Source organism: Streptomyces tamarix, assembly GCF_032423885.1.
Taxonomy (GTDB): domain Bacteria; phylum Actinomycetota; class Actinomycetes; order Streptomycetales; family Streptomycetaceae; genus Streptomyces; species Streptomyces tamarix.
Genome location: NZ_JAWCTQ010000070.1, coordinates 1 through 22,051 on the forward strand (window position 1 = coordinate 1; position 22,051 = coordinate 22,051).

Here is a 22,051-nt window from a genome sequence, read left to right on the forward strand (position 1 = left end):
GGTACGGGGGGCGACGGGCGCAGCCGCGCGGCGCGAGGGGGCGTCAGTGGCGGCGGCCCGCGGTCCTGCGGCGCACCACGTAGACCGCGCCCGCGCCCGCCGCGGCGACCAGCGCCCCGCCCGCGGCCAGCTCGCCGGCGTCCCAGGTGCCCACGCTGCCGCCCAGGCCGCCCCGGACACCCGAGGGGGCGACGGTGACGGTGGTCGTCCGGGTCACGGTCGGCACCGCGGTCGAGCCGGTCCTCGCGGGCGCGATGGTCAGCCGCGCCGAGCCGGGCGAACCCCCGGCGCAGGTGAAGGACACCGTGTAGACCGTGCCCCGACGGGCGTCCCAGTCGACGGTGGCGACGGTCGAACCGCCCGCCGGGATGGTCGCGGTGTCGAAGACGCCCGACGAGGCCATGGCGGTGCCCGGGCAGCCGGGCGCGGACAGCACGACGCGGCCGCCCGGGTTGACGGTCGAGGGGGAGACGACGAACCGGTCCGCCGCGGTCGCGGGAGGAGCGGTGAGGGCGAGAGCCGCCGCTCCGAGCAGAGCGGCGGAAGCGGCACCTATCGCACGCATGGAATGAGTCCTCCGGTCCCGAGGGGCACTGCGGAACCGACTTCCGCACAAGCTGTGACATGACCCTCTATGACCGGAACGCTAGAAGCGCCCTACCACACCCGCGACTCCGGACGGGCGAATGGGGCATTCGTTCACCCGTCCGGCTCGCATCCGTGTCCCGCTCAGTTGCCCAGATGCGGAAAGTGGTGCAGGAACGGCTCCGTCGTCGCCGACACGCCGCGCCCGAACGGCGCGTCGATCGCCCAGATCAGGAAGAGCAGGAACGCGATCAGCGCGCTGTACAGCCCCGCCAGCAGCAACTCCCGGAACGTCCGCCGGATCTGCAGCGCGAAGATCAACCCCACCGCGATCAGCGCCCCCGTGACCAGCCCGAACCAGACCACGCCCGGCATCGTCTCGCCCGCCGTGGCGGCCCGCGCGCTGCGCGCGTCGTCGGCCGCCGCCACCTGGTCGACCAGCGGCTGGTAGGCCTCCGCCTCGTGCGCGTCGGCCGGCCGGTGGCCGGCGACCGCGCGCCGCACCCGGTGCAGCAGCGCGTCGCCCTCCGCGGTGACCTCGCCCCGCTCGGCCATGGCCCGCCATTCGGGGCCGATCACGTGGCGTACGTACGCGTCGACGTCGGCGGCGATCCGCCCCCGCACGTCGGCGGGCCACACCTCCGAACGCGCCACCACCTCGTGGAGCGCCTGCGCCTCCTGGCGGACGCTCTCCTGGGCGGCGCCGCGGCCCTCCCAGACGCCGGCGATGGCGAGCCCGAGGACGATCGCGTAGACCACGCCGATCATCATCGTCATGTACTCCATGACGTCCGGCGTCTCGGTCGGGTCGTCGTCCTCGCCGACCCGGCGGTTGTTGATGACGGCGATCGTGAGGACGACCGCGCACGCGGCGGCCATCGCAAGGGCGAGAACAAGCCATTCCGACACGGGGATTCCCTCTCTGTCTCAGCGGGAGCGGGGGCGCAGGGCGACCGCGGCGAACACGGCGGGCACCGTGAGGAGGAGCATCACCGACACCATGGACGGCCCGTCCTCCGCCTTCTGTCGCCGCGCGCTCCGGTAACCGGGCGGCGGAAGCGGCGGGGAGGCGGGCGCCGCCGACGGACGCGGCGCAGGTGGGGGAGGCGGCGGCGCGGGTACGGCGGGCGCCGGGGGAGAGGGCACCGGCGACGATCGCGCCCCCGGTGGGATTGCCGGGGGCGCGCTCGTCGCCGGCGGCGCGGGCGGGGGAGGCGGCGGCGCCGGCCTCGGGGTCGGCGGCTGCCCCAGCGTCGGCGACGGCGTCGCACCGGGCGTCGGTGTCGCCGACGGCGCAGGCGAGGGTGAGGGTGAGGCCGACGGTGAGGGTGAGGCCGAGGGCGTCGGCGAAGGCGCCGGGGAGGGGGTGCAGCGCGAGCCGCCCGCGACGGCCACCACCTCCGCACGGCCGCCGGGGCCGGTCGACGCGTACGCGCAGCTGTGCGCCGACACCGGCGTCGACACGACGGGGGAGAGCGCGAGCGGCCAGGCGAGCGCCGCGCTCGCCAACACCCGTGCGACAAAGGTTCCGTACACGCCGATGAGCATGGTCGGACCGACGGCGCACCGCGCGGGGAAGCGTGCCCATTCGCCTGATGGTGGAGACCGCTCGAACGCCTGTCGCCACCACGCTCCGGACGAACTCCCTTATATGCCTTCCACGTTGGCCCCCCCGTACCCGTGCCCGTGCCCGTGCCCGTGTCCGCGTCGGCCCGGCGTCGTGACGCGGCGCCCCACCCGCTCCCGCGCCGGGCGGCTCACCGCGGCCGGCCGATGCACCGCTGCGCGCCGGTTCGCCGGGGCTCCGCCCGTCCCCGAGGGGCCGCCCGCACCGGCGGACGACCCGGGGCGGCCGGTCGTGGCGCCCGGTACGCCGTGCCGCCCCGCGGGAAGCCGGTCGGGGCGCCCCGGTAGAGTCCCCCACGCGCGACTCCGGTCCGGGCTGCGACCGACCGGTAGGCGCACGTGCCAGTGGCCTGTGACCAAGAACGGACCGCATTTTTCCGTTTCCCCTCGCCCTCCAGGCGGGCGATCAGTAGCCTCGGCTCGAACACCGGCCCCCACCAAGGCCGAACACTGTGGCGACTGTTGGAGATTCGATGGACCGTCCCGCCTGGGCCCCGCCGGGCATCGACCTTTCGGTGCCGAGCGTGTCCCGCATCTACGACTACTACCTGGGCGGCTCCCACAACTTCGAAGTCGACCGCGAGGCCGCCCGCAGGGCCATGGAGTTCCTGCCGGGCCTGCCCAAGATCATGCAGGCCAACCGGGCGTTCATGCGCCGCGCCGTACGCCACGCCGTCGGCGAGGGCATCGCGCAGTTCCTCGACATAGGCTCCGGCATCCCGACCTTCGGCAACGTCCACGAGGTCGCCCAGCAGGCCGACCCCGAGGCGCGCGTCGTGTACGTCGACCACGACCCGGTCGCCGTCGCCCACAGCAAGGCCGTGCTCGACGGGAACGACCGCGCCGACATCGCCGCCGCCGACCTCCGCAAGCCGCAGGACGTCCTCCGCAGCCCCGAGGTGGCCCGACTCCTCGACCTGGACCGACCCGTGGCGCTGCTGCTCGTCGCCGTCCTGCACTTCCTGGAGGACTCCGACCAGCCGTACGAGGCGGTCGCCGAGCTCCGCGACGCCCTGGCGCCCGGCAGTCTCATCATCCTCACCCACGCGTCGTTCGAGGGCATCCCCGTGCCGCAGGAGCAGGCCGGCGGCACCGTCGGCGTGTACCGCGACATCCGCAACCCGCTGGTGATGCGCTCCCGCGACGAGGTCGCCCGGTTCTTCGACGGCTGCGAGATGGTCGACCCCGGGCTCGTGGCGATGCCGCACTGGCGGCCCGACACCCCGCCCGAGCAGGAGGACCCCTACGCCTTCTCGGGTTTCGCCGGGGTGGGGCGCAAGGGGTGAACACGCCGGCGCAGGCGTCGGGTTCCACGGCGGAACCCGACGGCCTGGAGGACAGACTCCAGCGGTTCGCGACGATATGGAGCCGGGCCATCTTCCCGGTCACGGCCACGTCGATGACCCGCACCGAATTCGAACAGCACCTGCTGCCGCTCGCTCGGCGGCTCAGCGCCGCGCTGCGCGCCCGGCCCTTCGACGTGGCGCCCGCCCAGTCGGTCGGCGCCGCCCTGGTCGCCGCGCACTGCACGGACCCGGACGCCCTGAGCCGTACGCTCGGCGTCGTCGACTCGTACCTGGTGCTCTACTGCGGCACCGGCGCCGACACGCCCGTCGACGACCTGCGGGCCCGCTGCGCCCGCCTCCAGCACGCCCTGGCCGCCGGGTTCGCCCGGGCGCTGCGCGAGCGGACCCTCAGCGAGCAGGAGGCCATCGCCCGGTCCGCGCTCGCCGCCCGGGCCTTCGCCGAACAGGCCCTCCACGCCACGGAGGCCCGCTTCCGCGCCGTCTTCGAGGACGCGGCCATCGGCATAGGAATCGCCGACCTGGAGGGCAACGTCCTCGACGTCAACGGCGCCCTCACCCGGATGTTCGGCGGCCTGGAACAGGTCGTCCGCGGCCGCAAGGTCACCGAGTGGGTCCACCCCGAGGACGCCCCGCACGTCTGGAACCTGTACGGGGAGCTGGTGCGCGGCGAACGCGACCACTTCCGCGTGGAGAAGCCGTTCTACCGCTCCGACGGCACCGTCCTGTGGACCAACCTGACGGTCTCCCTGCTCCGCGACCCCGAGGGCCGTCCCCAGTACCAGCTCGCCCTCATGGAGGACACGACCGAGCGGCGGCTGCTGAACCTGCGCCTGCGCTACGAGGCCACCCACGACGCGCTGACCGGGCTGCCCAACCGCAGCCTGTTCTCCGAGCGCCTGGAGAAGGCCCTCGCGGCCGGCGAGGACACCCGCTTCGGCCTCTGCTACCTCGACCTCGACGGCTTCAAGGCCATCAACGACAGCCTCGGCCACGCCGCCGGCGACCGGCTCCTCGTCGAGGTCGCGGACCGCCTGGAGTCCTGCGCGACCGCGCCCGGCGAGATGGTCGCGCGGCTCGGCGGCGACGAGTTCGTGGCGCTCACCACCGGCCCGGACGTCACCGCGCGGGACGCCGAGGAGCTCGCCTGCCGGATCCTGGGCGCCCTGTCCACCCCGATCAGCCTGGACGGCCGCGAGATCACCGTGCGCGGCAGCATCGGCATCGTCGAGGGCCGCGCCGGCGAACGCGGCCCAGCGGACGTGCTGCGCAGCGCCGACATCACCATGTACCGGGCCAAGTCGGCGGGCGGCAACCGGTACGAGCGGGCCGACCCGGAGGCCGACGCCCGCGCCATCACCCGGCACGGCCTGACGACCGCGCTGCCCGCCGCCCTGGACCGCGGCGAGTTCTTCATCGAGTACCAGCCGCTCGTCCACCTCGGCGACGGCACCGTGCACGGCGCGGAGGCCCTGGTCCGCTGGTGCCACCCGCAGCACGGCGTGCTCGGCCCCGACCGGTTCATCCCGCTCGCCGAGCACACCGGCCTCATCGTGCCGCTCGGCCGCTGGGTCCTGGAGGAGGCGGTACGGCAGGCCAGGTTCTGGAAGCACCGCCACGCCGACGGCGGCCCGCTGCGCATCAACGTCAACCTGTCGCCCACCCAGCTCCACCACCCGGGTCTGGTCGGCGAGATCACCGACATCCTGGAGCGCTCCGGCCTCGCCCCCCGCGCCCTGTGCCTGGAGGTCACCGAGTCGGCCCTGATCGGCGCCGAGGAAGACCTCCTCAAGCCGCTGCGGCACCTGGCCGAGATGGGCGTCGACATCGCGCTCGACGACTTCGGCACGGGCTACTCGAACCTGGCCAACCTGCGCCGCCTCCCCGTGAGCGTCCTGAAGCTCGACCGCTCCTTCACCCGCGGGATGCAGCAGCACCCGGCCGACCCGGTCGACATGAAGATCGTGGAGGGCATCGTCTCCCTGGCCCACAGCCTGGAGCTCGCCGTCACCGTCGAGGGGGTGGAGACCGCGGCGCAGGCCGCACAGCTGCGCGCCCTGGGCTGCGACACGGCCCAGGGCTGGTACTACGCCCGGCCCGGCGCCCCGGACCGCATCCACTCGCTGCTCCTCGCCGACGCGGTGTAGCGGGCCCCGCGCGGCCGGCCGCTCAGCCCCCCGAGGTCGACCGCAGCAGCACCCGCTGCAGCTCGCGGGCGGCGCGCGGCGGTGCGACGTCGCTCCGGTGCGCGAGCGCGATGGTCCGCCGCAGCCCCGGCGGCGCGAGCGCCGTGACCCGCAGGTCCCGTCCCGCCCGCGCCGCCACCATGCTCGGCACGACCGCCACGCCCAGCCCGGCCCGTACGAACCCGAGCACCGCGTCCATCTCGCCGCCCTCGACCGTGAACGACGGCTCGAACCCCTCCGCCCGGCACGCCGCGACCGTCAGCTCCCGCAGGTCGTACCCGTGCCGGAACATCACCATCGGCCGCCCCTCCAGGTCCGCGATCCGCACCGGCCGCCGCGGCGCCGGGTCCGCCGCCGACGACACGACCACCAGGTCCTCCTGGAGCAGCTCCACCGTGGTCAGCGCGGGCGACGGCGTCGGCAGCGGCAGCACCACCAGCGCGAGGTCCAGCGCCCCGCGGGCCAGCTCCCGCACCAGGTCGTGGGAGCCGCCCTCCTCGATGAGGAGCCTGATCCCCGGGTACAGGTCGTGGAAGGCCCGCAGCACCTCGGGCAGCAGGCCCGTGCACAGGCTCGGCGTCGCCCCCAGCCGCACCCGCCCGCGCCGCAGCTGGGCCAGCTCCTGCACCTCGTGCCGCGCCGTGTCCGCGTCGGCCAGGATGCGCCGGGCCAGCGGCAGCAGCGCCTCGCCGGCGTCCGTCAGCGCGATGTTGCCGCGCGCCCGGCTGAACAGCTCGGCGCCCAGCTCCTTCTCCAGCGCCCGGATCTGCTGCGACAGCGACGGCTGCGAGACGTGGACCCGCTCGGCGGCCCGGGTGAAGTGCCGCGTCTCCGCGACGGCCACGAAGTACACGAGCTGCTGGAACTGCATGCTCCCAGCATAAGCGGCTGTGATAGGCAGAGCCTATGGAGATCAGCCGGACCATGTCTTGGACCTCTGGGGTCTTCCGGCCCTAGCGTCCGGTCACATGGCTCTGGCAACGCGGACGCACCCCTCGGGAACGGAGCGGCACCCCTCCCCCCGGCGCCCTCCCCGGCGCACCCTCCTCGGATCGACCGTCGGCAAGAAGGCGGTCATGGCCGTCAGCGGCCTGATCCTCCTCGGCTACCTCGTCGCCCACGTCATGGGCAACCTCAAGGTCTTCTTCGGCCCCGACGAGTTCAACGCCTACGGCCACTGGCTGCGCACCATGGGCGCCCCGGTCCTCCACCACGGGTGGGGGCTGTGGATCGTCCGGGTGGGCCTGCTCGCCGCCGTGATCGCCCACGGCGTGTCGGCGTACCAGCTCAGCCGGCTCGACCGGAAGGCCCGCCCCACCCGCTACGTCCACAAGCGCCGGCGCGCGAGCTACGCGACCCGCACCATGCGCTGGGGCGGTGTCATCATCGCCCTGTTCGTCGTCTGGCACCTGCTCGACCTGACGACGCTCACCGTCAACGAGAACGCGCAGCCCGGCCACCCGTACGAGAACGTCGTCGCGACCTTCTCGACCTGGTACGGCAACGTCATCTACCTCGTCGCCATGCTCGCGGTCGGCCTGCACGTCCGGCACGGATTCTGGAGCGCCGCCCAGACCCTCGGCGCGGGCAGCGCGCGCCGCGACCGCGCCCTGAAGGCCGCCGCCACCACGCTCGCCCTGGTCCTCACGGCGGGCTTCGTCGCCGTACCCGTCGCCGTCATGACCGGAGTCGTGAGCTGACATGAACCCCTACACCTCGTACGCGACCGGCGAGCCGATCGCCGACACCAAGGCCCCCAAGGGCCCCATCGCCGAGCGCTGGGACACCCGCCGCTTCGAGGCGAAGCTGGTCAACCCGGCCAACCGCCGCAAGCACACCGTCATCGTCGTCGGCACCGGCCTCGCCGGCGGCTCCGCCGGCGCGACCCTCGCCGAACAGGGCTACCACGTCGTCCAGTTCTGCTACCAGGACTCCCCGCGCCGCGCCCACTCCATCGCCGCGCAGGGCGGCATCAACGCCGCCAAGAACTACCGCAACGACGGCGACTCCGTCCACCGCCTCTTCTACGACACGGTCAAGGGCGGCGACTTCCGGGCCCGCGAGTCCAACGTCCACCGCCTGGCGCAGATCTCCGTCCAGATCATCGACCAGTGCGTCGCCCAGGGCGTCCCCTTCGCCCGCGAGTACGGCGGCCTCCTCGACACCCGCTCCTTCGGCGGCGTCCAGGTCTCCCGCACCTTCTACGCCCGCGGCCAGACGGGCCAGCAACTGCTCCTCGGCGCGTACCAGGCGCTGTCCCGGCAGATCGCCGCCGGCAACGTCGAGATGCACCCGCGCACCGAGATGCTCGACCTCGTCGTCGTCGACGGGCGGGCGCGCGGCATCGTCGCCCGGAACCTGGTCACCGGCGAGATCACCACCCACGTCGCGGACGCGGTGGTCCTGGCGTCCGGCGGCTACGGCAACGTCTTCTACCTGTCGACGAACGCCATGAACTCCAACGCGACCGCGATCTGGCGGGCCCACCGCCGCGGCGCGTACTTCGCCAACCCCTGCTTCACCCAGATCCACCCCACCTGCATCCCGCGCACCGGCGACCACCAGTCGAAGCTGACCCTGATGAGCGAGTCGCTCCGCAACGACGGCCGGATCTGGGTCCCCAGGGCGCCGGGCGACACCCGCCCGCCGAACGAGATCCCCGAGGAGGAGCGGGACTACTACCTGGAGCGGATCTACCCGTCGTTCGGCAACCTCGTCCCGCGCGACATCGCCTCCCGCGCCGCGAAGAACGTCTGCGACGAGGGCCGGGGGGTGGGCCCCGGCGGGCAGAACCGGAGAGGCGGAGCCGCAGGCTCCCCCGTCGAGGGCGGGGGCGGGCGACGGGAGGGCGTCTACCTGGACTTCGCCGACGCCATCCGGCGCATGGGCCGCAAGAAGGTCGAGGAGAAGTACGGCAACCTCTTCGACATGTACGAGCGGATCACCGCGGAGAACCCGTACGAGGTTCCGATGCGGATCTACCCCGCCGTGCACTACACGATGGGCGGCCTGTGGGTCGACTACGACCTCCAGACCACCGTCCCCGGCCTGTTCGCGATCGGCGAGGCGAACTTCTCCGACCACGGCGCCAACCGGCTCGGCGCGTCCGCGCTGATGCAGGGCCTCGCGGACGGCTACTTCGTCCTGCCGTCCACCATCAACGACTACCTCGCCCGCGTCCCCGCCCTCGAACCCGTCACCGGCGACCACCCGGCGGTGGCCGGGGCGGTCGCGGAGACCGAGGACCGGCTGCGGCGGCTGCTCGCCGTCGACGGCGACCGCACCCCGGACTCCTTCCACCGGGAGCTCGGCGAGCTGATGTGGGACCGCTGCGGCATGGCCCGCTCCGACCGGGGCCTGCGCGAGGCCCTGGACCGGATCCCGGAGATCCGCGAGGAGTTCTGGCGGCGCGTCAGGGTCCCCGGGACCGGCGAGGAGCTCAACCAGTCCCTGGAGAAGGCCAACCGCGTCGTCGACTACCTCGAACTCGCCGAGCTGATGTGCCTCGACGCGCTGCACCGCACCGAGTCCTGCGGCGGCCACTTCCGCGAGGAGTCCCAGACCCCGGACGGCGAGGCCGCCCGCAAGGACGAGGAGTTCTCGTACGCGGCGGCCTGGGAGTTCACCGGGACGGGCCGGGCCCCCGTCCTCCACAAGGAAGACCTCGTCTTCGAGTACGTCCACCCCACCCAGCGGAGCTACGCATGAGGCTCACCCTGCGCGTCTGGCGCCAGAAGAACACCGACGCCCCCGGCGCCATGGCCACGTACGAGGTCGACGGGATCTCCCCGGACATGTCGTTCCTGGAGATGCTCGACACCCTCAACGAGGAACTGATCCTGCGCGGCGAGGAGCCCGTGGCCTTCGACCACGACTGCCGCGAGGGCATCTGCGGGGCGTGCAGCCTCGTCATCAACGGCGACGCCCACGGCCCGGAGCGCACCACCACCTGCCAGCTCCACATGCGGTCGTTCCGGGACGGCGACACGATCGACGTCGAGCCGTGGCGGGCCGCCGCTTTCCCGGTCGTCAAGGACCTCGTCGTGGACCGGTCGGCGTTCGACCGGATCATCCAGGCCGGCGGGTACATCAGCGCCCCGACCGGCTCCGCCCCCGAGGCGCACGCCACGCCCGTGCCGAAGGCCGACGCCGACCGCGCCTTCGAGCACGCCGAGTGCATCGGCTGCGGCGCCTGCGTGGCGGCCTGCCCCAACGGCTCGGCGATGCTGTTCACCTCGGCGAAGGTCAACCACCTCAACGTCCTGCCGCAGGGCGCGCCCGAGCGGGAGAGCCGGGTGCTGGACATGGTGGCGCAGATGGACGCGGAGGGGTTCGGCGGCTGCACGCTGACCGGCGAGTGCGCCACGGCGTGCCCGAAGGGCATCCCGCTGCCGTCCATCTCCGCCATGAACAAGGAGTGGCTGCGGGCCGCGCGGCGCCGGGCGCTCTGAGGACGCCTCCGCCCCGCGGCACCCGCCGCGGAGCCGGCCCCGGGGGACCGATCCGGGCGCCGGACGCCACGCGGGGGCGCTTCACGCAAGGGGAGCCGGGGCCCGCCTTCCGCACTCGTGCGGGAAGGCGGGCCCCGTCGTGTTTCCGGCCCCGTCGTGTTTCCGGCCCCGTCGTGTTTCCGGCCCCGTCGTGTTTCCGGCCCCGTCGTGTTTCCGGCCCCGTCGTGTTTCCGGCCCCGTCGTGTTTCCGGCCCCGTCGTGTTTCCGGCCCCGGGCCGGCGGCTCCGCACAGCCCTGCCCGGGCTTTCCGCCTGCCCTGTGCCGCCCGGAGCCGCGTCCTCCGCCGCTCCGGCTCCTCGGCGGTCATCGGGACCCGGACGCGGCACACGCCACCGGCCCGCGGGCCGTCCGGCGTGCCGTACCCGCCGCAGGCGTCCGTGACGGGGGCGGCCCACGCGCGCGGGTCACCTCCGCCCGCGCGGCGCGGTCCGTGCGTCAGTCGGCCAGGAGGGCGGCGGCGTGGTGGCGTGCCTGCTCCAGCCAGGACGCGCGGGTCCCGTCGGAGGAGTCGGTGACCGTCCGGAAGACCACCCGGCGTACGTCGGTGACGCCGACGTACGGCAGGACGCACGCCGACCAGATCCTGTGCAGCGGGTCCCCGAACTCGGACTCCTCGCGGTCGGCCGGAGTGTCGGAGGTGTTCAGCACGAGGGCCCGGCCGGCCTTCAGCAGCCCTTCGGGCTCCCCCTCCGCGGCTCCCAGCTTGTAGGCGACACCGGGCACGAGGACGCGCTGCACCCAGCCCGCGAGGACGGCGGGCGGCATGCCCCACCAGTTCGGGTGGACGAACACCAGGGCGTCGAGGGTGGCCACCTCCGCCCGGTGCAGCGCCACCTGCGGATCGAGGGTGCCCGTGGCGGCCTGGACCGTCTCCGTCTCGTCGGCGGACAACCCGGGCGCGAACCCCTCGGCGCACAGGTCGTGCGCGAGGACCTCGCCCCCTAGGACGCGCAGGTGTCGCACCACGGTGTCGAACACCGCGTGGTTGAAGCTTCCCGGACGTGGGTGCGCGAGGTAGACCCCTATGCGCGGCATTCATCCCCCAAAAGGACATCGGCGGTCGTCGACCGGGCGGGAACCCGCGCCGGGCCCCACCCAGTTGATCATCATGGCGGGTGGGGCACCGTTCGCGGAACCGGTCGACGGGATCCGGGCGGAACCGCCGCCCGCCGTGGCCCGCCGTCCCGCGCGGGCGTCCTCCCGCGGTCCCCACGGCGGCCGGCACCCGTCAGGGACGGCCGTGTTCCGCGACGGGCGTCCCGCGCCCGGGCCGCAGGCCACCGGCCGGCTCCTCCGTCCGGGGCGGCGGCCACAGGCCCGCGAGGCGCGCCAGGCGGCGGAAGGAGTCGCGCAGCGCCGTCCGGTCGTACGTGCTCGTCGTCACCAGCAGCTCGTCCGCGCCGGTCTCCGCCGCGATCCGCTCCAGCGCCGACCGCACCCGCTCCTCCGTGCCGTGGACGTGTCCGCGCAGCCCCGACTCGAAGTGCTCCCGCTGCCGTGCCGTCATCGGCCGCGCGGACACCGCCCCGGGCGGGGGGAGCGGGGGGAACGAGCCGTGCGTCCGCGCGTACGCCATCGACCAGGACTCCGGCAGCAGCAGCCGTGCCGCCTCCTCCTCCGTCCCGGCCACCGCGACCGTGCCCGCCACCACCACGTACGGCTCCGGCGCCCACGGGGACGGGCGGAAGCCGGTACGGTAGCGGTCGATCGCCGCGAGCAACTTCGGGCGGTCCTTCAGGTCGCCGATGACCAGCGGCAGTCCGGCCGCCGCCGCGATCCCCGCTCCCGCGCCGGTCGCCAGCACGAAGGGCGGCACCCGCAGCCCCTCCGCCGGCAGGGCCCGCACCCCCGGGTGGGCCTCCGGCGCCCCCCGGAACCAGCCCAGCAGCTCGTCCAGCCGCGCGGCGAAGTCCCCGGCGTCCTCCTTGCCCCGCCCCAGCGCCCGCCGCACCCCGTCGGTGAACCCCACCGAACGTCCCACCCCCATGTCGATCCGGCCGGGGAACAGCGACTCCAGCACCCCGAACTGCTCGGCCACCACGATCGGCTGGTGGTTCGGCAGCATCACCCCGCCGGTCCCCACCCGTATGGACGAGGTCGCCGCGGCCACGGCGGCCGCCAGGACCGTCGGCGCCGAACCGGCCACCCCGGGCACGCCGTGGTGCTCGGACACCCAGGTCGGTAGTACACCCTGCTACCGCCCGGGATGCGGGCCGAACCCGCAGGTCAGAGGCTGGTCGCATGTACGCAGGCAGCACGGACGACAGGCCGGAGGTCGACCTCCTGCTGAGGAAGTCCAAAGTTGTCCGGGAAGGGGAGCAGGCCCTGTCCATCCGGGCACAGGAGGACCGGGGGCGCCAGTGGGCTGACCAGGAGGGATACCGGGTCCGCAAGGTCTGGAAGGAGAACCTGTCCGCGTGGTCCGATATCCAGCGGCCGAAGTACGACGCCGCCATGGACGCCGTGCTGAACGGAGAGGTGCCCGCCCTGTGGGTGTACGCGCTGGACCGATTCACCCGAAAGGGCGTAGAGGCCATCGTGCCGATCCTCGGCCGCGCCCGCGTGATCTTCGACTACGAACAGCTGGACAGCTCCATCGAACGTGATCGTCGCTGGATCATCCAGCGGGCCGAGGACGCCCGCGAGTACTCCCAGCGGCTCAGCCACAACGTACGGACGACGAAGGCTCGGCAGCAGCGCGAGGGGAAGTGGCTGAACCAAGCCCCGTACGGCCTGACGGTCGACCCCGTCACCCGCAAGTTGTCGCCGGACACCACCCGGCGCAAGGGAGAGAAGTTGTCGCCCTGGGCGGTCGTTGTGCGGATCTTCGACAGCATCGCCGGGGGTACGTCGTCGCGCGCGCTGGCGAAAAGGTTCAACGCGGAGGCCATCCCGTCCCCATCCGGGAAGACGTGGCGAGCGAACACCATTGGTCGGATCGTTCACCACCCCGCCTACTGCGGGTGGCTCACCTTGGCGTCCGGCAACGGACACAAGCCCGCCAAGTACCTGGACGACAAGGGAAAACCGGTCCACTGTGTCGAGCCGGACACGGTGCCGAAGATGATTTCGGAGGAGACCGCCGACAAAGCGCGTGCAACCCTTGCCGGACACATCGTGCGGCCCGCAGAACGTCCCGAGGGCCGCCGCTGGTACCCCCTCGCCGGCCTGCTCTACTGCGCGTCGTGCAACCTGCGCATGGTGGCCGACGGTCCCAACTACCGATGTCAGCTCAAGCCGCAGGGCGGTGCCTGTGCGGACCCCGCGTCCGTGTACCGCAGCGCCATTGAACGGTACGTGTTCGGAGAGTGGGCGGCACGCCTGGGACGGTTGGAGCTGGGCGACCCTCTCATGGTCGTGGTGGCAGCGCGCTGGCAGGCCCTCACAGCCCCGCAAGAGACTGAGGGAATCCGTGAGGCCGTGGCCGCCGTGAAGGCCGCTGAGGCGGCGCTCAACCAGTTCCACGCGGACGACCGCGCAGGCTTCTACAAGGGTCGGTCAGCGCGCTACAGGATGCCCGCCAAGCAAGAGGCGGAAAAACGGCTCACCGCCGCCGAGGAGCGGTTGGCGGAGCTGCGCGGACCCTCCATCGACCTGACGGCGTTCGACGACCCCAAGCTGTTCCGGGACATGTGGGAGGCCGCCAGTGAGGGTGACAGGGGAGACCTGTTGCGGCTGGCAATCGACCGTGTGATCGTCCGCAAGGCCAGCGAGGCGGAGTACGGCCGACCGTTCAATGGCGAGACCCGCGCAGACATCCATTGGGCCACTGTGGACGACGAAGAAGCGGCCCGCTTGACCCACTGAGGGGCGGTCCGGCGGTCGGACGGGCCCCAACGTGCGCGGAATATACATCGTGATCACCGGTTAGCGTAACCGGCGATTTTGTGGACCATAGACACCGTTCGAACCGGTTGCTCGGCGGTGGATCGGAAGCGGACGACGCTGTTCTGACGTATGTCCTTCTCACATGCGGACGCGAGTCCGGCGAAGGCACTGCGCGTCTGGCGGCGTCGCCGCCATGGCCCGCCCGGCTTCCGGCCGGGGCCGGGCGACCGTGTTCCTGTACGTACGGCCTCGACGTGTTCGATGCCGGGTACGCGAGCAGGTGCTGCCGATGACTCGTGCTCGACATCTTTCCTGGCCCCTGTCGGAGCTGTGCCGCAGCGCCGTGCCGGCTGCGTGGCGACCTGCTGATGTTGTCAGGCCGTCCGTTCGCGATTCCCTGCCGAAAAGGAACTACTCGGCCCGGGCTGTCGAAAACCGCTGGTTGAACAAAAAGAACCCAGTCACCCGTATACGAGCGCACGGCCACTATCTCACGAAGGAATCGCATGACTCACCTGCTACAGAGTTCTGGTTCGGATCTGGAGTCTCCCGAGGAGACGCCAGATTTTCCTGGCGTGTCCGGAAGCCGTCCCGTAGGGCGGTTCAGTGTTGCGGGCCGGCAAGGCGGAAGGCCCATTGCAGTATCGGCGTGGCGCGTCACGACTGAGGACCGGGCGGTGGCTGAAGCTTTAGGCGAGCTTCTGGGTGACGTACCGCAGCTGTTGGAAACCGGCGACGAACATGTCCTTGAGGTCCAGACACGTTGCGATCGCTTCCATATCCTGTTGGAGGACAGTGGGGCGGTCTCGTTTCGCATGGTGATGCGGGGATCGCGTGGGACTCTTCATATCTGCGACGGAACCCGGTTCTTGGAGCCGTCCAGAGCACGTGGATCGCTGTGCGGTTGTCCGGCGGGCCTGGCCGACCGGAAGGCAGCAGCCCAGGCTGGTCGTGGGCCGATGCCGGAGGCCCTCATCCGCTTCCGACTGGCGGACCTTCCCGAGTTGGGCGTGTTCTGTCTCGTGTCGAGTTCATGGGAACTTGCTGCCGAACTGCCTGAAGTGGCCGCTGCTCTGGAGGTGGCGGCTACACCGGCCTTGGGTGTGCTGCGGTACGAACTGGTGGGGTTCACCACACGCTCCGGGATAGCCGTGAGCTTCCGGCGGCCAGTAGTTGAGGTCGGCAGGGCCCTTGACCAAGACTCGGTACAGCTTGCGGCGTGACGTCGATTCGTGGGTCGGAGGCTCCGTGTAGGTGAGCCCGGTAAAACCACTGAACGACTCTGTCGGGGATCTTGAGGTTCCCCGGACAAGGGTGTTGGTGGTTCGGGATGCTTCGGCTGGTTCGATGCAGTCGTGTGTCCTCATGGAGTGATCAGTGTCCGTTCGTCCTCGGTCCGGTGCGGTAGTGCCAGAGCTCACCGCTCGGACGGCTCGCGCGAGTAATCCTCGTGGGACCACCGCGATGTGGGTACGTGATCATCTCGACGGGCTGTGGAGCGACGAGGACTCCCTGTCCTGGTATCCCCGTGACGGGTGCCCCGGGCTGTCGCCGGCCCAACTGGCCACGGTCTGCGTGCTGCAGTTCCTGCTCAATTTCTCCGACCGGCAGGCGGCCGAGGCGGTGCGGTGCCGAATCGACTTCAAGTACGCCCTCGCGATGAGCCTGGACGACCCCGGCTTCCACCACAGTGTGCTCACGGACTTCCGTGACCGCCTCGGTCAGGACGGCCGTGCCGACCAGCTCCTGTCCTTGGCCCTGAACCGGTTACGTGAGGCAGGAGTGATCAAGGAACGCGGAAGGCAGCGGACCGACTCCACCCAGATCCTGTCCGCCGCCAGGGAACTCGCCCGCCTGGAACCGGTCCTCGAAGCGGTCCGCGCCGCGCTGGAAGAAGCCTCCCGCGACACACCCCACGTCCTGGGCGACCTGGTGGACGCCGAATGGGCCACCCGTTACGGCCGGCCGGTCCGCCTGCCCGCCCCGCCCAGCCACCCCGCCACCCGTCTCAAGCAGGCCGGAGCGGATGCCTGCCGGCTCCTGCAGATCCTGCCGCCCCACCGTCGCGGCCCCCAGGCTGAGGCTCTGCGACAGATCATGGTGCAGAACTTCCTCGTCGATACTCGCGGCGTCCTGCGTCCCCGCACCGAGAAGGACGGCCGGCCCAAAGGAGCCGTCCGGATCATCTCGCCCTACGACCTGGACGCACGCCGGGCCATCCGCGGCAACACCCGCTGGAGTGGCTATCTGGTCCACGTCACCGAGACCTGCGACGCGGCCGCCCGCGTCAACCTGATCACGGACATCGCCACCACCAGCCCCATCCGGGACACCCAGGCCCTGCCCGGCATCCACACCCGACTCCGCGATCGCCGACTGCTGCCCGCACAGCACCTGGTCGACGGCGGCTACATCTCCACCGCTCTGCTGAACAACTCCGCACGCGATGACCGCATCCAGCTCGTCGGGCCGGTCAAGGCAAGCGGAGCATGGCAGAAGAAGGAGCAGACCGGCTTCACCCGCGACGACTTCACCATCGACTTCGACCAGCGCCAAGTCACCTGCCCCAACGGCCAGACCAGTACCACCTGGATCGAGGCCCCGGCCATGGCGCCCTACACCGTCGCCCGGTTCACCTCACGGCAGTGCGACCCCTGTCCGGACCGTCCCGCCTGCACACGGGGAAAGTCCGCCCGCACCGTGAACTTCCTCCCCCGCCACCTGCACGAACTCCAGACCGGCAACCGCACCGACCAGCAGGACCCCCGCTGGAAACGGCTCTACGCCACCCGGTCCGGCATCGAAGGCACCATCTGCGAACTCGTCAACGCCCACCGAGCCCGCCGAAGCCGCTACCGTGGCCACCGAAAGACCCACGTCCAACACGTCCTGACCGGCATCGCCATCAACATCGAACGCCTCGCCTCACGAGCGCATCCCCATAACCCCAGAGGCCTCACGGCGTTCCAGCTCTACCTCGACTCACGCGACCTGACCTGGGAATGCTGGTGGTGACAAGGCAAATGAGATCGGCCCTCAAGATCCCCGACAGAGTCGCTCACTCGCTGGTGCTGTGCTGAATGCTGTGCAGGCATGACCGTCCGAAAATGCACAGCGGACAGCTTGGCCTGAACGTGATGGGGGAGCGGGTGCCTACCTCCGTGAGCGTCGAGGCCGACGACCTCGGCACCTACGCCATGAAGTTGTCTACGTGCTGGCGCTGATCTGCATGGATGTGGCTGAATTCACGCTGACCTGCGCCGATGAGTCTTTCAGCGTCTTTCAGGATCGTGCTGCGTTACGCGGTCGATTCTCCCCACGCGCTCCCCGGGACCCTCGATACTCCCCAGATTCTCCCCGAGGGAGTGTCATTGCGGCGGACTGCGGTGGCATGGGACATCATCCCATTTGAGGCGCTGCCAAGGGTACGTTGAGTGACCGTGAGGGCAGCGCGGCAGCGTGGCGCCTGGGCGGATGAGCGCTAGGCGTGAGTCTGACGCTGCCTGAGCAGGGCCCGTCTTCGAAGCCAGCCGTTGAAGTCGACGGCTTTCCGATGACGCATCATGTGGAGTGCGTCGCGATCCTTGAGCCCGCCGAAAAGGGCCGCTGACCTGTGGTTTCTTCGAGTGTGCGTTATGTGCGGTGTGGGCGTTACAGGTGATATATTGACGCATATCTGACGCACGTGACGCACGTTTGACGCACGCCGGACGGATTTCCTGACGGGCAGTCATGTGTGAAGGCTGCCGTCGCAAGCGGGCCGTGTTGCCCGCTGAGGGAGGTGGCTGTCGCGTGTTTCGACAGTCCGCCCCTCATTCCGTCGGCGTCCGCATGGCCTCTCGGCACAGTAACGTTCTGTAGTCGAGCTGACTGGCAAGGCGCCGCCTGTGTGGGGTCGAGAACAGTCTCGGCCCCTTGTGCGCTCGGCCAGGACGGCGTCCCGGCGATTGCCCGGCGAGGAACACGGCACGGCAGCGGCCCAGGTTTGTTGTCCCGCTCCACACCGCCCTCGACGATCGCACCGGCCGGTGGAAGGCGTTCACCGACCGGCTCGCACATTTAGGTCTTCAGGCCGAGGCGTTCCAGGGATTCCAGGGTCTCGATGAGGCCCGCGCGGTCGTCCGGGCCGCGGCGCATCGTGGTCAGAACGGTTGCGGCGGTGCCGGAGTCCTCGACGCTCTGCCACAGTGCGGGGGTGAGTACCGGGTGTGCGCTGACCTCGACTAGCACGTCGTGTTCTTTCAGCAGCTCGGCGGTTGAGTCGGCCAGCAGGACCGGCTGCCGCAGGTTCCGGGCGAAGTAGCCCGCCGTGGCCTGCCGCCAGTCGAGTTCCCGCCCCGTGACCGAGGAGATCATCGGGATGCGACCGGGCCTGGGGGTGAGCTCGCCGATGGCCTGTTCGAGGTCCGTCAGGATCCGGTCGATCGCCGGACTGTGGGCCGGCAGGTCGACCCGGACCATCGCGCAGAGCACGTCCGCGGCCTGGAGCTCGGCGACGATGGCCTCCAACTCGGACCGATCACCGGCCAGGACGGTGGTCCGCGGACCGTTCCGGGCGGCCACGCACACGCCCCCTTCGCGCCCCCGCAAGTGCTCGGATAGGTCGGCGGCCGAGAGTTCCACCACGGCCATGCCGCTGTCCGGGCCGGCCACGCGGCGCTGCTGGTCGCTGTAGTGGTGGACGAGCCGGGCGGCGTCCGGCAGGTCGAGGATGCCGGCGATGACGCTGGCGGCGACCTCGCCGATGCTGTGGCCCGTGACGGCATCCGGCCGGACGCCCGCCTCTTCGAGCCAGCGGGCGATGCCCATCTGGACGGCGAAGACGATGGGCTGCATGACGCCGACGTCGTGCGTCCTGGCTTCGGGTTCATCGAGGAAGAGCTCGTGGACGAGGGACCAGCCGGTGTGCCGGGCCAGCTCGCTGTCGCACTCCTCGAGCGCCGCCCGGAAGGCGGGTTCCGTGCGGAACAGCGTCCTCCCCATGCCGACCCACTGCTGCCCGTAGGGGGAGCAGACGAAGGCGATCCGGGGGCCGTCCGCGGCGGCGGACTCCGGTACGGAGGACGGGCCACTGCCCGTCAGCTCGTGAACGGGCGCGCCGTCGAGCGCGCTGAGCCGCGAGCCGGGAGCGGCGGCCACCGCGTCGAGCAGCTCGGTGAACTTCCGGGTCAGCCGCTCGGCCTCCGCGGGCGCGAACAAGTCGAGGGCGTAGGTGAGGCTGCCGTCGATGCCGTTCGGCGCCCGGTGGCCGTCGAAGCCCTCGAACAGCTCGAAGCGGAGGTCGAAGCGTGTGATCCCCTCCGTGACCGGCTCGGTTTCCACCTCAAGGCCGGGGAGCCGGAGCTCGGCGCTCTCGTTGTTCTGGAACGCGAGCATCACCTGGATGAGTGGGTGCCAGGCGGGGGAGCGCGGCGGATTGAGAGCCTGGACCAGGTGGTCGAACGGGACCTCCTGGTGGGCGAAGGCCGCCAGGTCCGTACTCCGCACCCGGAACAGCAGCTCCCGGAACGTCGGGTCGCCGTCGGTCCTGGTCCGCAGCACCAATGTGTTGACGAAGAATCCGATTAGGTCGTCGAGGCCCTCGTCGGTACGGCCGGCGGCGGGAATGCCGATGGCGATGTCGGTGCCGGCCCCGCGTTTCGTGAGCAGGGCCGCAAGGGCGGCCTGCACGACCATGAACACGCTGGTACCGGTCTCCCGCGCCAGCTGGTTCAGCGCCCGGTGGGTCGACGGCCCGACGCGGAAGGGGACTCGGCCGCCCCGGTGCGAGGGGGTGTCCGGGCGGGGCATCGTGACATCGATCCGCAAGCGGTCGGGCATCCCCGCCAGCTCCCCCTTCCAGAAGGCGAGCTGCCTGTTGATCAGGCTGTTGGGATCCTCCGGGTTGCCCAGCAACTCCTCCTGCCAGAGCGTGTAGTCGGGGTACTGGACCGCGAGCTCCGGCCAGTCGGGCTCCTGCCCGAGACGGCGCGCGGCGTACGCGAGCGCCAAGTCGCGGTTGAGGGGGAGCAGCGACCAGCCGTCGCAGGCGATGTGGTGGACGACCAGGAGCAGGACGTGCTCGTCCGCGGACAGCCGGAACAGATGGGCCTGCAGGGCCGTCTCGGCGGTGAGGTCGAACGCGTAGCCGGCCGCGACGCTCAGTGCCTCGGGCAGCTCGGCCTCGGTGACGGTGTCGACCGGCAGCTCGACCGGAGCCTCGTCCGCCTCCAGGACGATCTGCTGGGGCCGGCCGTCCCAGTCGGGATAGGCGGTCCGCAGGCTCTCGTGCCGGGCGGCCAGGTCGTCGAGCGCGAGGCGCAGGGCGGGCAGGTCGAGGTCGCCGCGCAGCCGGTGGGCCATCGGCATGTTGTAGTGTCCGGCGGCGCCGTGCAGGCGGTTCAGGAACCACAGGCGCCGCTGGGTCTGCGAGAGGGGGAGCTCCGCGGGGCGTTCCACGGGGCGCAGTGGCGGGCGCTGGCTGCCCGATCCCTGCTCCAGGTGCTCGGCCAGTTGGGCGACGGTCGGGGCTTCGAAGACCGTCCGTACGGGAACCTCCAGGTCCAGGGCGGCGCGGATGCGGCCGGCGAGCCGGGTGGCCAGCAGGGAGTGGCCGCCCAGCTCGAAGAAGGAGTCGTCGATGGTGACCCGGTCGCGGCCGAGCACCTGGGCGAACACCGCGCAGAGGATCTCCTCCTGTTGGTTCCGAGGGGCACGGCCCTTGTTCTCGCCCATGGTCAGCTCCTGCCGGCGGCGGCGCGGACCCGGGCGGGCCATGCCGCGGAGTCGAGGCCGTACTGGCAGAGGAAGGCGTAGACGAGCCGTTCCAGGCCGAAGCCGACGCAGCCGCTGCGGGTCGGGCCATCCGTGCCGTGGCCGATGCCGAAGGCCTTGCCGAAGAGGTCGTCGTGGAAGTTGAAGGAGCCGACGGCGATCGTCTTTTCGGGGGCGATGTGGAGCCGCAGCTCGTACTTGAGCTCCAGCAGCCGCTGGGACCAGATGCGCTCGGAGGTGTCGGTGCCGCAGAAGAACGGGTCGTTGCCCACCTCGCAGAAGCCGCTCAGGCCGAGCTCCTCGATGAAGGCGAAGACCTTCCGCATGAAGCGTTCGCGGGCGTTCAGCACGTCTTCCCGGGACCCCATGAAAACCATCTCCCGGATGGTGAAATCCCAGAGCCGTTCCAGGCTGGTGGCGTACGCCGCCTCGAAGCGGAACGACTTGCCGCGAGAGGTGACCACGTGGAGCCGGTCCGGGTCCAACGTGCGGTCGCTGTACTGGCTAAAGGTGTGGTAGCACATCGTGGGCGGCAGGCAGTAGTCCACGTTGCCGCAGGAGTCCAGAACCGCGGAATCGATGCCGGTGGCGGCGTGTCGCTCCTGAAAGGCGCGGTAGACGTCCAGATCGTTGCGCAGCCGGGTCACGAACATCAGGTGCTGCGGGAAGGCAGTGAAGTAACCTGCCGTCTCCAGTGACTTCGTCCTGATCAGCGTCGGGTAGCGGTACTCATGGACCTCGTGGTCCTCGGCCAGCAGGTCGCACACGGCACGGTCGAAGTAGGTGAAGATGGAGAGCAGCGGCTCGCCGATGGCGACCTGTCCCTCACCGACCTCCGTCACCGCACCCGTCTTGGACAGGAGCTCGAATATGTCCTGGTGTGCGGTGCGCTGGTGCGGCGACGTCCAGACGGCCTTGGCCAGCGTCACCCACTGCTTCCGGACGTCGTTGTCCACCATGGAATTGACCTTCTCGACCAAGGCGTCGTGCGGGAGCGGCTGTTCGGAGCGGAGCGTCACGGAGCGCACTTCGCCGCCGTCGGCGTGCACCTCGAAGCCGGTGATCTCGGGCGACACGAAGAAGAGCCGGCGCTCGATCTCGGCGGCCAGCGCCTCGGGGATCGGGCTGTGCAGGTCGATCCGGGTGAGGACCTGGTTGGGGTGGGTCATGGTGGTCGATTTCCTCGCCGGTGGGAGAGCGGTCGAACGGTCCGGCGCACGGCGGCGTAGGGCCGCCGCACGCCCGCAGGGGGACTGGA

The 22,051-nt window shown here is 71.2% G+C and carries 15 protein-coding genes and 1 pseudogene; 9 read left to right on the top strand and 7 right to left on the bottom strand.

Going from position 1 to position 22,051, the window contains the following annotated elements:
• Window positions 1-43: 43 nt before the first annotated feature.
• The gene (locus RND61_RS31325; RefSeq protein ID WP_315881552.1) at window positions 44-565 is read right to left on the bottom strand and encodes a hypothetical protein; all 522 of its coding nucleotides are present in this window, start codon (window positions 563-565) and stop codon (window positions 44-46) included.
• Between the two features lie 164 nt (window positions 566-729).
• A complete protein-coding gene (locus RND61_RS31330; RefSeq protein WP_315881553.1) occupies window positions 730-1,494 on the bottom strand; it encodes a bestrophin-like domain in 765 nt (254 codons plus the stop codon).
• 1,190 nt (window positions 1,495-2,684) lie between these two features.
• Between RND61_RS31330 and RND61_RS31335 the strand changes: the two genes are divergently transcribed.
• Both RND61_RS31335 and RND61_RS31340 read left to right on the top strand, forming a co-directional pair.
• Window positions 2,685-3,497, top strand: coding sequence for an SAM-dependent methyltransferase (locus tag RND61_RS31335; RefSeq protein WP_315881554.1), 813 nt, complete (start codon window positions 2,685-2,687; stop codon window positions 3,495-3,497).
• On the top strand, window positions 3,494-5,662 hold the full coding sequence (locus RND61_RS31340; protein ID WP_315881555.1) for a putative bifunctional diguanylate cyclase/phosphodiesterase: 2,169 nt from the start codon (window positions 3,494-3,496) through the stop codon (window positions 5,660-5,662). The genes RND61_RS31335 and RND61_RS31340 overlap by 4 nt, the downstream gene beginning before the upstream one ends.
• Window positions 5,663-5,684: 22 nt before the next feature.
• Here RND61_RS31340 and RND61_RS31345 read toward each other — a convergent pair whose 3' ends face one another.
• Window positions 5,685-6,572, bottom strand: coding sequence for a LysR family transcriptional regulator (locus RND61_RS31345; protein WP_315881556.1), 888 nt, complete (start codon window positions 6,570-6,572; stop codon window positions 5,685-5,687).
• Between the two features lie 97 nt (window positions 6,573-6,669).
• Between RND61_RS31345 and RND61_RS31350 the strand changes: the two genes are divergently transcribed.
• The 3 genes from RND61_RS31350 to RND61_RS31360 are packed head-to-tail and all read left to right on the top strand — an operon-like array spanning window position 6,670 to window position 10,152.
• Window positions 6,670-7,401: a succinate dehydrogenase cytochrome b subunit gene (locus tag RND61_RS31350; protein ID WP_315881557.1), complete on the top strand. Its 732-nt coding sequence runs from the start codon at window positions 6,670-6,672 to the stop codon at window positions 7,399-7,401.
• A 1-nt stretch (window position 7,402) separates the two neighbouring features.
• The gene (locus RND61_RS31355; RefSeq protein ID WP_315881558.1) at window positions 7,403-9,409 is read left to right on the top strand and encodes a fumarate reductase/succinate dehydrogenase flavoprotein subunit; all 2,007 of its coding nucleotides are present in this window, start codon (window positions 7,403-7,405) and stop codon (window positions 9,407-9,409) included.
• On the top strand, window positions 9,406-10,152 hold the full coding sequence (locus RND61_RS31360; RefSeq protein WP_315881559.1) for a succinate dehydrogenase/fumarate reductase iron-sulfur subunit: 747 nt from the start codon (window positions 9,406-9,408) through the stop codon (window positions 10,150-10,152). The genes RND61_RS31355 and RND61_RS31360 overlap by 4 nt, the downstream gene beginning before the upstream one ends.
• Window positions 10,153-10,647: 495 nt before the next feature.
• Here RND61_RS31360 and RND61_RS31365 read toward each other — a convergent pair whose 3' ends face one another.
• Window positions 10,648-11,247, bottom strand: coding sequence for an NAD(P)H-dependent oxidoreductase (locus tag RND61_RS31365; RefSeq protein WP_315881560.1), 600 nt, complete (start codon window positions 11,245-11,247; stop codon window positions 10,648-10,650).
• Between the two features lie 193 nt (window positions 11,248-11,440).
• Window positions 11,441-12,388 (bottom strand): annotated as a pseudogene (locus RND61_RS31370) (MsnO8 family LLM class oxidoreductase); the annotation flags it as partial.
• Between the two features lie 65 nt (window positions 12,389-12,453).
• On the opposite strand from RND61_RS31370, the gene RND61_RS31375 reads away from it, so the two are divergent.
• The 4 genes from RND61_RS31375 to RND61_RS31385 all read left to right on the top strand — a co-directional run bounded on the left by RND61_RS31375 (window position 12,454) and on the right by RND61_RS31385 (window position 17,650).
• Entirely contained in the window at window positions 12,454-14,019 is a 1,566-nt protein-coding gene (locus RND61_RS31375) for a recombinase family protein (protein ID WP_315881561.1), read from the top strand.
• Window positions 14,020-14,546: 527 nt separating this feature from the next.
• Window positions 14,547-15,263: a recombination directionality factor gene (locus RND61_RS32810; RefSeq protein WP_391654548.1), complete on the top strand. Its 717-nt coding sequence runs from the start codon at window positions 14,547-14,549 to the stop codon at window positions 15,261-15,263.
• Between the two features lie 184 nt (window positions 15,264-15,447).
• Window positions 15,448-17,055, top strand: a complete 1,608-nt coding sequence (locus RND61_RS31380) for an IS1182 family transposase (protein WP_315881562.1) — start codon at window positions 15,448-15,450, stop codon at window positions 17,053-17,055.
• A gap of 472 nt (window positions 17,056-17,527) precedes the next feature.
• Window positions 17,528-17,650 carry a hypothetical protein gene (locus RND61_RS31385; RefSeq protein ID WP_315881563.1) on the top strand — a complete coding sequence of 41 codons (123 nt, stop codon included), beginning with the start codon at window positions 17,528-17,530 and terminating at the stop codon, window positions 17,648-17,650.
• 449 nt (window positions 17,651-18,099) lie between these two features.
• Here the strand turns inward: RND61_RS31385 and RND61_RS31390 are convergent, their stop codons facing one another.
• A complete protein-coding gene (locus RND61_RS31390; protein WP_315881564.1) occupies window positions 18,100-20,796 on the bottom strand; it encodes a condensation domain-containing protein in 2,697 nt (898 codons plus the stop codon).
• The gene (locus tag RND61_RS31395) at window positions 20,757-21,962 is read right to left on the bottom strand and encodes a hypothetical protein (protein ID WP_315881565.1); all 1,206 of its coding nucleotides are present in this window, start codon (window positions 21,960-21,962) and stop codon (window positions 20,757-20,759) included. The genes RND61_RS31390 and RND61_RS31395 overlap by 40 nt, the downstream gene beginning before the upstream one ends.
• Between the last annotated feature and the right edge of the window lie 89 nt (window positions 21,963-22,051).